This window comes from Kaistia dalseonensis (assembly GCF_030814715.1).
GTDB classification, from domain to species: domain Bacteria; phylum Pseudomonadota; class Alphaproteobacteria; order Rhizobiales; family Kaistiaceae; genus Kaistia; species Kaistia dalseonensis.
Window position 1 is genome coordinate 1 of the sequence record NZ_JAUSVO010000005.1, and the last position, 13,150, is coordinate 13,150.

Annotated in this window: 18 protein-coding genes; 1 reads left to right on the plus strand and 17 read right to left on the minus strand. The window is 64.7% G+C overall.

Annotated features, from left to right (window positions below):
* From QO014_RS17065 to QO014_RS17110, 10 genes are all read right to left on the minus strand, one after another.
* Window positions 1-367, minus strand: a 367-nt coding sequence (locus QO014_RS17065; RefSeq protein ID WP_442358275.1) for a DUF4376 domain-containing protein, incomplete at its 3' end; no start/stop codon positions are given.
* Window positions 368-379: 12 nt separating this feature from the next.
* Window positions 380-1,600, minus strand: coding sequence for a glycine-rich domain-containing protein (locus QO014_RS17070; protein ID WP_266349949.1), 1,221 nt, complete (start codon window positions 1,598-1,600; stop codon window positions 380-382).
* Window positions 1,600-2,229, minus strand: coding sequence for a YmfQ family protein (locus QO014_RS17075; protein ID WP_266349950.1), 630 nt, complete (start codon window positions 2,227-2,229; stop codon window positions 1,600-1,602). The genes QO014_RS17070 and QO014_RS17075 overlap by 1 nt, the downstream gene beginning before the upstream one ends.
* Window positions 2,222-3,280, minus strand: a complete 1,059-nt coding sequence (locus tag QO014_RS17080) for a baseplate J/gp47 family protein (protein ID WP_266349951.1) — start codon at window positions 3,278-3,280, stop codon at window positions 2,222-2,224. Before QO014_RS17080 ends, QO014_RS17075 begins: the two co-directional genes overlap by 8 nt.
* The gene (locus QO014_RS17085) at window positions 3,280-3,756 is read right to left on the minus strand and encodes a phage GP46 family protein (protein WP_266349952.1); all 477 of its coding nucleotides are present in this window, start codon (window positions 3,754-3,756) and stop codon (window positions 3,280-3,282) included. The genes QO014_RS17080 and QO014_RS17085 overlap by 1 nt, the downstream gene beginning before the upstream one ends.
* A gap of 3 nt (window positions 3,757-3,759) precedes the next feature.
* Complete coding sequence (locus tag QO014_RS17090) at window positions 3,760-4,296, minus strand: phage baseplate assembly protein V (RefSeq protein ID WP_266349953.1); 537 nt, start codon at window positions 4,294-4,296, stop codon at window positions 3,760-3,762.
* A complete protein-coding gene (locus QO014_RS17095) occupies window positions 4,293-5,525 on the minus strand; it encodes a phage baseplate assembly protein (RefSeq protein ID WP_266349954.1) in 1,233 nt (410 codons plus the stop codon). The genes QO014_RS17090 and QO014_RS17095 overlap by 4 nt, the downstream gene beginning before the upstream one ends.
* Window positions 5,522-6,193, minus strand: coding sequence for a hypothetical protein (locus tag QO014_RS17100; RefSeq protein ID WP_266349955.1), 672 nt, complete (start codon window positions 6,191-6,193; stop codon window positions 5,522-5,524). The genes QO014_RS17095 and QO014_RS17100 overlap by 4 nt, the downstream gene beginning before the upstream one ends.
* Window positions 6,190-6,663 carry a DNA circularization N-terminal domain-containing protein gene (locus QO014_RS17105; RefSeq protein WP_266349956.1) on the minus strand — a complete coding sequence of 158 codons (474 nt, stop codon included), beginning with the start codon at window positions 6,661-6,663 and terminating at the stop codon, window positions 6,190-6,192. The genes QO014_RS17100 and QO014_RS17105 overlap by 4 nt, the downstream gene beginning before the upstream one ends.
* Window positions 6,660-8,495 carry a lysozyme family protein gene (locus tag QO014_RS17110; protein WP_266349957.1) on the minus strand — a complete coding sequence of 612 codons (1,836 nt, stop codon included), beginning with the start codon at window positions 8,493-8,495 and terminating at the stop codon, window positions 6,660-6,662. The genes QO014_RS17105 and QO014_RS17110 overlap by 4 nt, the downstream gene beginning before the upstream one ends.
* Here QO014_RS17110 and QO014_RS17115 point away from each other — a divergent pair, their 5' ends adjacent.
* Entirely contained in the window at window positions 8,496-9,035 is a 540-nt protein-coding gene (locus QO014_RS17115) for a hypothetical protein (RefSeq protein WP_266349958.1), read from the plus strand.
* 54 nt (window positions 9,036-9,089) lie between these two features.
* Here QO014_RS17115 and QO014_RS17120 read toward each other — a convergent pair whose 3' ends face one another.
* From QO014_RS17120 to QO014_RS17150, 7 genes are all read right to left on the minus strand, one after another.
* A complete protein-coding gene (locus QO014_RS17120; protein ID WP_266349959.1) occupies window positions 9,090-9,428 on the minus strand; it encodes a phage tail assembly protein in 339 nt (112 codons plus the stop codon).
* Between the two features lie 358 nt (window positions 9,429-9,786).
* On the minus strand, window positions 9,787-10,152 hold the full coding sequence (locus tag QO014_RS17125) for a phage tail tube protein (RefSeq protein WP_266349960.1): 366 nt from the start codon (window positions 10,150-10,152) through the stop codon (window positions 9,787-9,789).
* A 35-nt stretch (window positions 10,153-10,187) separates the two neighbouring features.
* Window positions 10,188-11,705, minus strand: a complete 1,518-nt coding sequence (locus tag QO014_RS17130; protein WP_266349961.1) for a phage tail sheath C-terminal domain-containing protein — start codon at window positions 11,703-11,705, stop codon at window positions 10,188-10,190.
* A gap of 36 nt (window positions 11,706-11,741) precedes the next feature.
* Window positions 11,742-11,912 (minus strand): hypothetical protein, encoded by a 171-nt coding sequence (locus tag QO014_RS17135; protein WP_266349962.1) that lies wholly within the window; start codon window positions 11,910-11,912, stop codon window positions 11,742-11,744.
* A gap of 11 nt (window positions 11,913-11,923) precedes the next feature.
* Window positions 11,924-12,460: a hypothetical protein gene (locus QO014_RS17140; RefSeq protein ID WP_266349963.1), complete on the minus strand. Its 537-nt coding sequence runs from the start codon at window positions 12,458-12,460 to the stop codon at window positions 11,924-11,926.
* Complete coding sequence (locus tag QO014_RS17145; RefSeq protein ID WP_266349964.1) at window positions 12,460-12,804, minus strand: head-tail joining protein; 345 nt, start codon at window positions 12,802-12,804, stop codon at window positions 12,460-12,462. Before QO014_RS17145 ends, QO014_RS17140 begins: the two co-directional genes overlap by 1 nt.
* A 5-nt stretch (window positions 12,805-12,809) precedes the next feature.
* The gene (locus QO014_RS17150; RefSeq protein WP_266349965.1) at window positions 12,810-13,136 is read right to left on the minus strand and encodes a DUF2190 family protein; all 327 of its coding nucleotides are present in this window, start codon (window positions 13,134-13,136) and stop codon (window positions 12,810-12,812) included.
* Window positions 13,137-13,150: the final 14 nt, after the last annotated feature.

Below are 13,150 nucleotides of genomic sequence, written 5' to 3' on the forward strand. Positions count from 1 at the left end.
GTGCCTCCCAATCGATCGTGACGAGGTCAGGATCGGAAAAAGCGAGCAGCGCCGCTCCAGAGACGCGGCTTTGTGATTTATCGTCCGTGCGGATCACGGCGCCATCGACCACAATGCCGCCTGTCTCGACGCGCCAACGCTTGTCGGCTGCATAGGCCATCAGTTCGGCCTTGGTCGGCGGACCGGCTGGTGCGACGGGCGCTGCCCACTGCTCTCCATCGAAGCTCCAGCCCTGCCCGATATCTTCCGGACATTCGACATATTCGGCCGCGAGCTCGGCAGGGAACGCTTTGTCTGGCGTGAATTCCGCCCAATCAAGCGGCGGCTCGATAACCGTCCCGGCGAGCACGCGTGCAAACTTCGTCATGATGAGCCTCGATCAATAGGAAATGACGACAAATCCAGCGGCGCCAGCGCCGCCAGCGGCGGTCCCGGCAGATCCTCTTGATCCGCCATTGCCGCCACAGCCGGGCTGACCCGCCGCCGCGCCCGCACTGCCTTGGTTTCCGTTGCCGTAGCCTGGGAACGTGTAGGACGATCCACCGGCGCCGGAGACCGGGCTGCCGCCCGTATCGATCACGCCGCCACCAGGATTGCCGGCGATATTCACGGTGCCGGTTGTTGCGACGCCGCCCGGCACCGACCCTCCGGCCAGCGTATCCGTGGCGCCGACGCCACCGGAGCCACCGGGAGCAATCACGGAGCCGGCGACCGACGACGAGCCGCCCTGACCTCCATTGCCTCCGCTCGCGGAGCCTCCGGAGCCGCCGCCACCAATCACGATCGCGAGTGTCTGGCCCGGCGTGACGGGGATATATCTCTCCGCATAAGCGCCACCGGCCCCACCCATTGCCGCCGCGCGTGCGGATGTGTATTGCGCGCCGCCGCCGCCGCCGCCCGCACCCCAGACCTTCGCATAGACCAGATAGACGCCGGCCGGCACGACGAATGAATAGGTTCCGGCGACCGCCCAGGTCATCTGACCTTTGGGCTGCGCGTTCGGACCGCCCGCGATCAGATTGCGCCATGCGGCGCCGTCATAATAGAGCGGAACAGGTGTCGAGGCGGGCAGGTCGCCCGACTGCAGCGGCGAACCATCGACGCGCAGGATGGACTTAACGCCGAGCGCATTTTCATTGAGCGTCGCCGCTCCAGTGTTTGGTGTCGCACCGGTATAGACCCATGCGAGCATGCCAGCCGAAAGCGCAGTTGGCGCCGGCGCGAGCGTGACGGTGAGTGCGTTGGCAGTGCCTCCCGCCACGCCCGAAATCCAGCGGTTTTCCTGAATGACGGCCGCGAGCTTGGCCGGATCGACGGCCTTGCCAGAAACAAGGGCGGCCCTGAGCTCGGCGAGCGTCGCGAAGGCCGTGTTACCGCCCGCGACGCCGATGCCGATCAGGATGTTGATCGCCTGCCAGAGCTGCGTCAGGTCAGCTTCATCGGGATCGAGGCCCGCGTCCTCGATGACCTTCATGATCTCGCGCATCGGATGCTCGAAAGCTTCCGCCGGCGGAATCGAGCCCTTGGTGCCGGACGACGGATTGCCGTTCACATAGGGGGCGTTCGGGTCGACCGACGTAAAGGGCGGCACATATTTCATTAGAGGCTCTCGCTATAGTCGAAGAGGACTTGGGTGTGCGCCGGCTTCAACCGGTTGAAAATGCAGGTGATGTCGGTCGCGATACCGATCTCCAGCAGATGATCGACGCCGGCCTGGCCGGATCCCGCGCGGAACCAGCTCAAGCGCGCGCCCGCTATCGCGATCGACCAGTAGAAGCGGATTTCGGCGGGCCCGATTTCCCAGCCGTGCAGGGTCTCGCCGACTTCGGACACGCCGCACATGAACGGCGAGTATTCCTTGATCTCGATCTCGTAGCCGAGGTCCGCAGCGATCTGGATGAAGAAGGCGCGCGATTGCGACCCCTCCATTGTCATCCGGTTGACCAGGACCTGCTGGCGCGCCTCGATCGTCTGCGGCTCGGCAACGCAAGGATCCGGCAGGCCGAAGGCCGTCTCCCACGCGTCGAGCAGCTCGATGGTCGCGCGCGGGTCGGATTCTCGGCCGAGCAGATCGGCGCCGCGCTTGTCGACCCGGGCCCACTCTTCGGCGAGTGCTCGCACCAGCCCCATCAGCACCGTGTCGCTTTCGCGCGGCCAGGCGATGCCTGTCGGCAGCAGCGCGGCCAGTCCCGACGCGAAAGCGTCGCCGTCGCGATTGATCTCAGGCATAGGCAATCGTCCCGAGGACAGCTAGATGGCCGAGCGATGGCATCAGGTGATCCTCGAAGACCAGATTGTGATGGTCCTCGCCCGTTCCGGCGGAAACGGATTCAGAGATCCACGACTGGTAGATGGTCTGGCCCGGCGCCGCGCGGCCCGCCAGCATCTCCTTGGCGCTCCGCTCGATCGAGGCGCGCACCGACGACGTATCGCTCGAGAGGTTCAGAATCGTGAAATCGATCGGCTCCGGGATCGGCGCGACGACGAACATATCCTTCACCGCCACGGGTCGAACCGTGTCGAGATAGGCCGCAACGATCGCGACGTCCTCCGCTTCCGGGAAGCCGCCAGCGTCAGCGCGCAGGTCATCCATCATGAATCTGAGGGTGACGGTGCCGATGCCCATTTCGAGCGGCGCGCACCAGGCGCGCGTGACCGCGGGCACTTCGAGTGCCCAGGCCTCATAGTCATCCTTGTTGCCGCCCATTGGCGGCTTGCGAATGCGCTTGAGCACGCGGGCGCGGAGATCGTCGTCCGATTCCTCATCAAGGCCGACCGTTGCCGCGGTGACGGCAGCGGATGCGTCGACGCCAACCGTGGCCTGCGACAGGCGGAGCGAGCCACCCAGTTCGAGGGAACTGGCAGCACCGGCGGTCCGAGCCTCGACGATGACAGCTGTCGCGCCGGCACCGATCGTGAGCTCCTCGGTCGTCAGGAACTCGTAGGATCCATACAGAAGCGATGTTCCGGCCGGCAGGATTGTTCCGGCCGTGCCCGTGAGCGTGACCGTGCCCTGCGCGAAAGTCGCCGGCTTGCGGCCGCGGCGAAGCCAGATATTGGCGTGACGCTCCAGCCACTCGCCTTCAGCCGTGTCCGGCAGCAGTTGCAGGCCCAGCCATTGCAGATAGGCGTGCTCCTCCAGCGCCAGTCCTGCATTCGCATCGGACATCACGCGAAGGTTCGAATTCGGCACCATCGCATCGGCGCCGGGCAGGCGTGTGGTGACGTCGTCGCGGACCCGGCTCCGGATCTGGCGCAGCGTCGGTGTCGTCCATGCCATCAGCGCGACCTGATATTGTTCCAGAGGGTTTCAAAGCGGAGGTCGACGGCCTTGGCCGGACCGCGATAGGCCGTGATCGATCCGCCGATCATCTCGGCGCCGAGACGCTCGAGCGCGATGTCGATGCGAGAAACAATGTGCCGGTCGATGAAGGGCTGAAGAGCTTCGCGGCAATAGCCCTCAGCAAGCGTGACCGTCTCGTCGAGGATCTTGTGGCGGCTGAGCAGCCACAGGCGCGAGCCGATCGGCCATCCATTCCAGATCGCCTCGGCATCGAGATCGGCCCACCAGCCCCGGCGATCGCCGGTGTCATCGGGCAACTCGTCGCCATCGAGGGCGGACCGGTCGGTCAGCAGCGCGATGACGAACGCTGTCGCAAGGTCGTCACCGTCCTCGAGCGCGCCGCTGGAACCAACCAGCCAATCGGTCGTGATCGCCTCGAGGGAGACGGTCTGCAGTGTCTTGATGTCGACCATGGATTAGACCGGCGGTCCGGTGTTGGCGGCGCCCGGGGTGACACCCGAATGAGCGTGGTCGGCGCCGATGTTCCGATCGTTGTGGGTCACGCCATCCCCGTTGATGGCCAGCGTGCCGTTGATCACGACGTCCGTATTGAGGGTTGCGTCCGGGGCGTTGACGGTGACGGCGATCGGGCTGTCCAATACGATCCCGTCGCGCGTTAGGTGCACCTTCTGGCCGAGATCGTCGTAGATGGCGACCTCGCCTTCCGTCAGGCCCTGCAGTCGATACTTCCGGTTCGCAACCGAGATCACGATCGGATGCGCGCGGTTGCCGCCGACATAGAGCACCATGGCCTCGGCGCCGGCATGTGGCCTGGCCGTCATGCCATACGGCTCCATATGCTCGGCGCCCTCATGGCTTTCGCCCTTGAGCACGCTGACGTCGAGATGCTGGAGTTTCGCCTGCTTGGCGCGCGACGATACCGCCGTGACGACGCCGCGGGCAAAGCCCATCAGGCCACGGCGGCCGGCTCCGCGTTCGGTTTCGCGCATCATGCCGCAGCACCCGTCGATCGAATTGACCAGTTGTCAGCCACCGTGTCCTCACCGGCATCACCTCCATCCGACCCGTCTTCGGTCGATGGTGGAGTCGCCTGGTCAGCAGGTGCGTTTGGATCGAGGCTTTCCGGCACGACCAGATCGAGGATGGATTCCGTGCCGCCCTGGTCGTCCTGGGTGAACTCGACCGAAAACACAGCCATCTGGCGATCAATCAGAAGCATCGGCGAGGTGACCTGCACGACGTCGCGCGGCTCCCAGAGCCTTCCATCCGCCATGCGCCAGCCGTACACGGTCACGCTCACCCGCGCGGTATCGGCCGCAAGTTGCGCCATCTCGCGATTGGCGCGCACCTTCATATCGTCTTTGGTCCCGGGCTGCTCGAGCATCATGGCGCGCGGCCGGTAGCGCTGAACGTTGCCGTTCGACGCCTTTGCCGACTCTCCGGACACGTCGGCCCCTGAAGCATCGTCGTCGCCAGTGGTCGAACCGGCGATGAAGAGATCTGAAACGACCTGGCTCACATCCTGCGTGCCGTTGGCGCGCTTGATGTTCACTCCCTCGACGAGCCCCGCGGACAAGGTGGTCTTTGCGGATCTTGCGAGCACCAGATTGCCGTCAGCATCGTCATGGATGTTGAACCCACGCAGACGCGCCAGACGCTCGATGACTTCGAATATGGTCTCGCCGAACTGGACGCTGACCATCGGGATCGCAGCACCGACATCGCCGATAATCCGCAGGCCGATGCCGAAGGGCGACAGAAGCGCCCGTACGATCTCATCGAGCTTGTAGCCGCGATAAGGGCCGACCGGACCGCCATCCTTCTTGACCGCGGAGCTGTCGATCACATCCTGCGTCAGGCTACGCCCCTCGATTTCCACACCATGGTTTTCTGCGTCATACGCGGCCTGGCGAACGTCGACATAGCCGGTCAATGCCTTCACGCCGCCTAGCTTGATGCTGATCGGATCGCCGCAGCGGATCTGCCACGCCAGTACCGCCCCGGCTGCATCATTCGCCTCGGTCACGGTCAACCTGAAGCGGCTCGCCGCTCCCTGGACCGACCGAACGACAGAAACCCGTGTCCAGCCCTCGAAAATCTGACCGTTGCAATAGACCTGGCAGACCTCGCCACCAGCCGCAGGCATCATCGCTGCGGACAGCGGCAAGCTTCCGATCCCGGCGGCGCCAGGATCGGAGCTATCGACGAAGCCGGTGCTCATGTGGCCAGCGCGCGCCCCGAAACTGGCATGAATAGCGGGTGGATCACCCTGTTCTCGCGCACGAGCTCGAGCCGGCGCGACGCGTCGCCGTAGAGCCTGTGGGCGATGACGAGCGAGGGAAGTGACGCTGGCGTCGCATAGGAGATGACGCGCGGCAGCGGAATGGCCGTTGCAGCGAGATGGCGCTGGATCGCGGTGAACAGCGTCACGAAGTCCCGCATGATCTGGTATTCGCCAGTCTCCGACGCGTCCTCGATCACGCCGTCGAAGGCAACAGTGAGCGCCGCGCGCGTCGCCTCGACAGCGTCCCGGTTCGAGAAGACCACCGTGGACCAGCGCCGCGTCTCGGCGATGAGCGCCTGGCGCCGGAACGCGGTACGCGTCCAGATCGCGAGATCGCCGCGGGCCGTCGACGCCATGGTCACTTCGCGAAGGTTCCGAAACACCACCGCACTGATGCCGGCCGAGAGCGCGGCCGCGAACAGGGCGACGATATCGCTGCCGAGCGTCTGCCGCCGAATGCTGGTTTCGAGATTGGTCTGGAACGCCGCGACGGCGCGACGGAGGTCCGAGGCGCTTTGCCCGCGAGGACCCCCACGAACAAGCAGCTGGTCGGATAACAACTTGCCGAGCGCGATCGCTTCGGCGATTTCCCGGTTCGTACTCACTGGTGACCGATCCCGCTCATTGGACTGGCTGCAACACTTGCGGAAGCCGCATCCGCAGCGCTGGAGACCGCCTCGCCGGTGTTGATGCTGGCGGCCGCGCTCGGCGCACTGCCGGCCTCGACGAAGTCCATGTCAATGGTCGCGAAGCCGCCCTCTTCCCGCGTCTCCATCGCGGCAAAGCCATTGCAGAGCACCAGCGAAGGGCCGCGCGTCGGCAGCACGAGGAGAGCGGGCCCATCGGCCTCGCAGGCAAGCTCGAGCAGGCGGACCTGCAGATCGTAGTTGGCACCGATCGTGTATCCGCGAACCCGGAAGGTTCGCTGCCTCCGGCCCATATCCTCGGCGTAGCCGGTGTTCCGCTTCGGATACTCGTGCACGACGCCGCGCCGGCCGCCCGCGCGCTCATTGTCTTCGAAATGGAACGGCACGCCTCGAAACGAGGCGGGCAGCAGGCGGTTGCGCCAGCTCATGCGGTGGCGGGCTTCATGCTGCGGCCTGTATCGAGCCTGACCTCGCGGAACAGCCCGGTGGCCTTCGCACCGACCTTGGTGCCGGCCGGCGTGCCATGAAAGCGGACATCGACGCTCGCCGCACCTTCGACCTTGTCGCGCTGACGCTTCTCCTTGCGCTGCCGATCGCGGCGCATGGCATCCCGCAGGATATCGTCGGGGACATTGCGCAGGCCCTCCCACTCGTTGCGAATGGCGCCGAGCGTTCCGCCGCGCTCGGAAAGCGAGAGCTTGGCGAGCTGGTCCTGCAAGTTCTGATCATAGCGAGCCGAGCCCGGAATGCCGTAACGCTTCCTGAGGTCACGCAGACGCGTGCGGGTGAACTGGTAACGGCCGAGGGCCGAGGAATTGAACCTATTGCCTGGATGGCGGAGCATCTGTGTCTGCAGCGCGTCGATCTCGTCGAGCGTCATGCCGACAAGATTGCGGTCGCCGCCGGTGTACGCGCCATAGGCGAGCGTCTCGTTGTAGCCGCGCCCCTTGTCCGTGCCCTCTGCCGTACCGATCAGGTCGAGCATGGATTTGGCCGAGCCGAAGTTCGGCGCCACGCCATGCCCCCGCCCGGCCATGGCCTGCGCCCGGCCAGCGGCCCGTCCGCCACCGATCCGCAGGCTGGCGTTGACGATCCCGCCATTCGAGACGCCTCCCTCGGAGTAGGAGCTCTTCTGGAAGAAGGATCGAATGCTGTCGATGAAGGACTTTCCAGCCTCCTCACCCATCTTTCGACCAACATCCGCGCCGTCGCGCTTCAGCAGTTCAAGACCGGCACGCAGGTCTGCGATGCGGGCCTGGATCGAATCGCGCATCTGCAGTGCACGTTCGAAGGCGCCCGGGTATTTCTTGTCGTTCCCGCTTCGCTGCATGTCCGCGATAATCGAATTGGCGTCCGACAGCTGCGACTGGGCCTCGGCGATTTGACCAGTTCGTTCGCTGATGAGATCAGCGGTCTTGTTCTGGACGGTGTCGCGCGTCCATGTGCCGATGATCTTCTTAAGGTCCTCCCAAGGATCAAAACTGCCGGGATCGGCGACGGCACCCGGCCCGTTGGGGCGGGGCAACGCATCCAGCCGATTCATCATCCAGGTCTTGCCCTGATCATACATCCAAGCCTGGACACCGGGCGCCCACCAGGGCGCGCCCTTCTTGTCGGCGGGGCCCGGTGTACCGCCCATGCCCGGCAACAGGTCGGTCAGATTGCCAGCAAGGCCCTTGATCCAGTTGGCAACCTTGAGCGCAATGAGCGACCCGATCAGCACCTTCCAGCCGCCCATGGCCTGGACAACCTGATTAACCGTGGATGCGACGTTGCTGATTGCGGAAGCGATGCCCTTCAGATCGTTCCAGAAGCCCTTCCAATCATCCGATTTAAGGCTGCCAAACCAGCTCGCCATCGACCGAACGCCGTTGCTGACCTCGACGGCGATTTCACGGAAGCCCGAAGCAATTGCCTCGCTGTTGTTCGCGAAGAACTTATTGAGATCCTCCAGCATGGGAACGATAGCCGGCAAGGCAGCCGCAGTCAGCTTGTCTCGTAGGCCCCGCCACGACAGACCCAGATTATCCATGGCATCGCCGTAGGCAGCCGCATCCTCGTAAGCCTTGGGCCCGAGATAGCCCTGCAGCTTCTTGACCTCTTCGATCGTCGCCTTGAGGTCGAGGGACCCATCGGCCAGGAAGCGCAGGCTCTCCTGGCCAATACCTGCCGCCTTGACGAACGCCGCGCGTTTAGACGGATCCGTGATCTTATCGAGCGCGGAGAACAGGAGGAGATACCCCTCCTCCGTCGTCTTCACATGCTTGAACTGCTGCGCAAGCGCCGGGTTCGTCTTGATCAGATAGCCATAGAAGGCGCCCTGGTTCGCCTTGAGCCGGCCAAGATTCGTATTGAACCGCTCGATGCCGCTGCGCATGCCTTCGACATTGACATTATAGCGCGCCGCGACGCCTTCCAGCGTACGCATGGAATCGGCGCTGAAGCCGACCTGCTTCGAGAATGCCGCCAGATCATCGAGGCTGTCGGCCGAGGCCTTGCCGAACTTGATCATCGCCGCCGAGGCGACCGTCGCCGCGCCAGCGGCGGAGATGGCGGTGAACCTGATCGTCTTGCCGATGGCAGCGCCCACACGATAGCCGGCGCGTTCGAGCCGGTCCATGTCGACGGACAGTCGGCGCAGGCCGTCCATCATGCCCAGGGCCCGGATCGCCTGCCCCAGTTTGCGCAGGCCGGCCGAGGCGCGGTCGCGAAACTCGGCAGACATACGAAGTCGTTCGTCAGTCACGATCGTCGGCCTCTTCGTCGAGGAGCCTCACGGTGGCCTCCTCGAGCGTCTTGATGACGGAGAGCGGCTCGCCGAGGAAATCACCCGGCGAGCAGTGATAGACCCGCGCTAGTCGGCAGCACCGCCTGATCGGGTCGGGGCCCCAGGAATGAAAAAACCGGACAGCATCCACGCGCAGGCGTTCCAGTCGCTGCCCGTCAGCTTCTCGATCGTGGACGCGGGAACGTCGCCAAGCATGGACATCATGCGTGCCATTTTCGGCTCGTCGAACGTCACTTCAGGCGGATCGTAGGCAAAATTGAGCTTCACCGGATTGCCACAGCGCGCGATGTCGAGCCCGCTCGGCTCTCGGAACACGAGTTCGGAGATCTGCTCGCCATGCGCAGGAATTGCACGCGAGAGTGGCACCCGGATCTTGTTATCCGATGGCTTAGGTGTTTGGGTCACAGCGAGTGGTTCCAGTGATCGGGGGAAGAATGCTGAAGTATTTTCTGGCGGCGGCCATTTCGGTGGCTGGGATCGCTGCAGCCCACGGCCAGTCGATTCCTCTCGGTCGGGAAGGTGCCAAGGGGGTGATCGTCTGGAAGGACAATGACTCCTACAGCGAGGCGATGACGCTGATCCGCGCGGGAGTGCACAGGACGAACCCACAGATGTTGAACAGGCTTGTCTCATGCTACGTCCCGAAGGGGACTGCGGCTGTCGTGGTCGATGGGGGCTGGCTATCCAGTACGGTCCTGATCATTGCAGGCGCGTCTGAGGGGTGCCGCGGAATAGTACCTAACGAGGAGTTGCCAAAACAGCCTTAGGGCGTCAGCTCATGGCACTCCAGGCCTTCCCAGGTCACGGCGACCTGGCCGTCGGCCGTGTTGATCTCATGGGCAGATTTCGTCCAGGCGCCGCGCAGCACGTAGACGTGGCCCGATGCGAGCTCGGCCGTAACGGTCGCGTCCGTGATCGCATCCAGCTCCTCGAGGGACAGCTCGGGCACCATCGAGATATCGCCGCTGATCGACGGGACGCGCGGCATCTCCTTGTAGCCGTGAACGCGGTCCTGGCCAGCAAGGCCCTCGCGTTCGGTGGGAGACGGGCTGACCGTAAAATTGCCGCGGAGCGGATACTGCGTCCCGTTCGCCTTCACATAGGCGATGCCGGCGATGCGCTTGCCCATGGGGGCCTCCTATTGATTTGAGATGGCCGGGGCGATCAGGCGGTCGTCTCGGACGCATTCGCCGCGAACTGCAGGCGGAACTGCGCCAGGACCGCGAACATCCGCAGCTGGTTCACGAGATCGGGGTCGTAGAGAATGTTGAGGCGATCGGGATTGCCGCTGTCGCGCTCAACGATGAGCCCAGTCTTGAAGGCGGCGAGGTTCTCGACGAGCCCGTCATATTCGTCCGCGGCATACTGCGCGACCAGCTCCGCCCTGATCGTGTTCGGCGTGACGATGGCCTGTCCGGGACCGAACCTGGTTCCATTGTTGGCCAGCTTGTGACGGCCGTATTTGGAAGTGATGACCTGCTTCTGGTTCCGGAAGAGACGCGCCAGCGTTGCCAGCGTCGTGACCAGGCCATAGGCCGTGTCGGTCACGCCGTAGGCGTTGGTCTGGTAGGTGGTCTGCTCGCGCACGATCTGGACGGTCCCATCGGCGCGCACGTCCTGCACGGCGAAGCCGGACATGGTCAGCGTGTTGCGCTCGGAGGCACGGAAGCGCGATCCCTTCGGGGCGCCGGCGACGCCATAGAGCGGGAGCGTCTGCAGCGGCCGGGCCGGATCATTGAGCAGCGAACGAGCAGCCTGCGCAGTGTACGCTGCCGCGACCTCCCAGATCGGCGTCGGCATGTCGGGCTCGATCTCGAGGATCGACGTTACTCCGGAATTGCGGCCGGCACCGAACGCGATCAGGCTCGAATAGGTGCCGCGATAGGCGCTGAAGACATGGCCATAGAGCTGGCGCAACCAGCCCCAGCGGCCGGCGTCGCCGAAGCCGAACTCCGCCTCGATGGCATTGAGGCTCGTGCTGTCGTTCCATGGGAACGAAACATATTCATAGGGATCATCGCCCAGGCCGGCGATGGCATTGCCCAGCAAGGGCGTGCCCGTGCCGCCCGTCATCTGGACGATGGCGACGCCCACGCCGCCCGGGAGCGCCTGACCGGCGGAAACGCCGCCGAGGTTGACAGCAAGCCGAATGTCGTTGCCCGTCAGCCCCTTCCAGCGCGCGGTCGTGGTCACGACGCCGGCGGCGGCCGCGGCGGTGACAGGCAGCGTAGCACTGCCGTTGATCGCTGCCGCGAGGGCCGTGGCGATCGCTGTCGCCGTGTCGCCGCTGGCGACTGCGATCTCGACGAGCTGACCGGCGATATAGACGCTGAGCGTGCCGGCGGCAGTCGCGGGACCGGTAACCGTGAAGCTGCCCGCCGCCACGACGCCGGCGGCCGGCTCTGCCACGGGAATGCACCAGATCTCTGAAGCCTGATCGTTCTTCAGAAACGCGGCGACGCTGCGCTCGAGCATCGAGCCGATGCCGAAAAGCGCCTGAGCCTGGTTGAGCGATCCGACCGGAACGGGGACGTCCAGCGTCGCGGAGCCGGAGGCCAGCTTATGGCCCCAGATCAGTGCCGGCTGGTCCAGCACATTCTGCCCGGCCTTCGACGGATCGACCTCGGCATAATAAAGGGGGAGGCGCCAGTTGGCAGGGATCTGGTTGAACGAAATCGACATGGGCGCGCTCCGATCGAGGCGAATTGGTTGCGGGGGTTAGGCCTTGGACTTGGAGGCCTTGGCGGGGGCTTCGACCGCTTCGCCAGCGCGAATCCGTCGCTGCCAGAAGACGTCGAGCGGATCGACCTCGATGCCGTCGACCGGGTCGACGAGCTGTCCGGTCGGGCCATAGAGCGGCGCAGCCGGATCGGCTGGGATGAGCTTCATGATGCTGGTCCTCAGGATTGGGGCAGGTTGAGTTCGGCGTTGATGTCGCCGGGGGTGTCGCCCGTGCGAATTCGCCCTGTCGCGAACCGGTCCGGAACGCGCGGCTCCCAGTCGCTGCTATAGTTGATCGTGAAGATCATTCGCGCCTCCGCCATCAGGAGCCGCTTGTTCTCGTCGTGAAGCTTGTAGTTGCGATCGATCTGCGGGACGCTGTCGATGAGCTCGAGCCAGGACGGATCGGTCAGCAAGGTCTCCAGGACCTCGTTGGCCGCATCGTCGAGCTCAAGCTCCAGCTCTTCCGGATCGTTCGCCTTGACCAGGCAGGAGACGACCAGCCGAACCGAATGGACGAATGACGGCGCGCCTGCATTGGCGTCGCCGTCGGTCGTCATGGATACCCCGCCGAAATAGACGAGGGCGCAAGGCACCTCGCTGTCTTGCGTCGGCAGGATGAAGCTCTTGCGGACGCGCGCAGGAGAGCCATAGCGGGAAAGTGCTTCGAGACGTCGGGCCGTCTCGTCGCGGATCTCGATCTCGAAGCTCGGCATCAGGGATCGATCTCGGCGAGGATCAGTTTCACGTCGCCCTCGCCGTCTGGCTTCACATCGGCGACAAGGAAAAGCCGGCTGACATTCGGAATGACAGTCAACCCATCGACATCGATGTAGACGCGGTCATCCTGCTGCGGCACGCGGGCGAACTCGGATCGGCGAATACCGATGGTCGGGCTCGCGGTGGAGAAGCTCCCATCCTCGAGCTGGATGTCGGTGTGCGGCTCGCGATAGTCGCCGCGGCCGCCATAGGGCGCGGCCCCACTCTTGGGCACGACGATGATCGGCCGCGCGAAGGCATCCATCGCGGGGCCGAGTATCAGGCGATCGAAATCGATCACGGTCGTCAGACGTTGAGGCGGAAGCGACCGACGGCGGACGGGTTCGCTGCCGCCTCGGTCGCGTAGCCGACCAGCGTATTGCCGGCCGACGTCTTGTTGACGACCTTGTTCGCCGCATCCCAATAGACCGCATCGCCCACCGCAATGGCGAGTGCGCTCGTCTTGGGAAGTTCGTAGACGCCGGACGTCTTGAAGGGGACGTTGACGCCCTCGACGGCGGTGATGGTGGCGACGCCGATCAGCGAGCCGATGACATAGAGCAGGCCGGAAACGGTTCCGCCTGCCGGCGCCGGCGCCGTCACCGTGTCGCCCGACTGGATGTAGTTCTTCATGGGGTCCTCGCGTT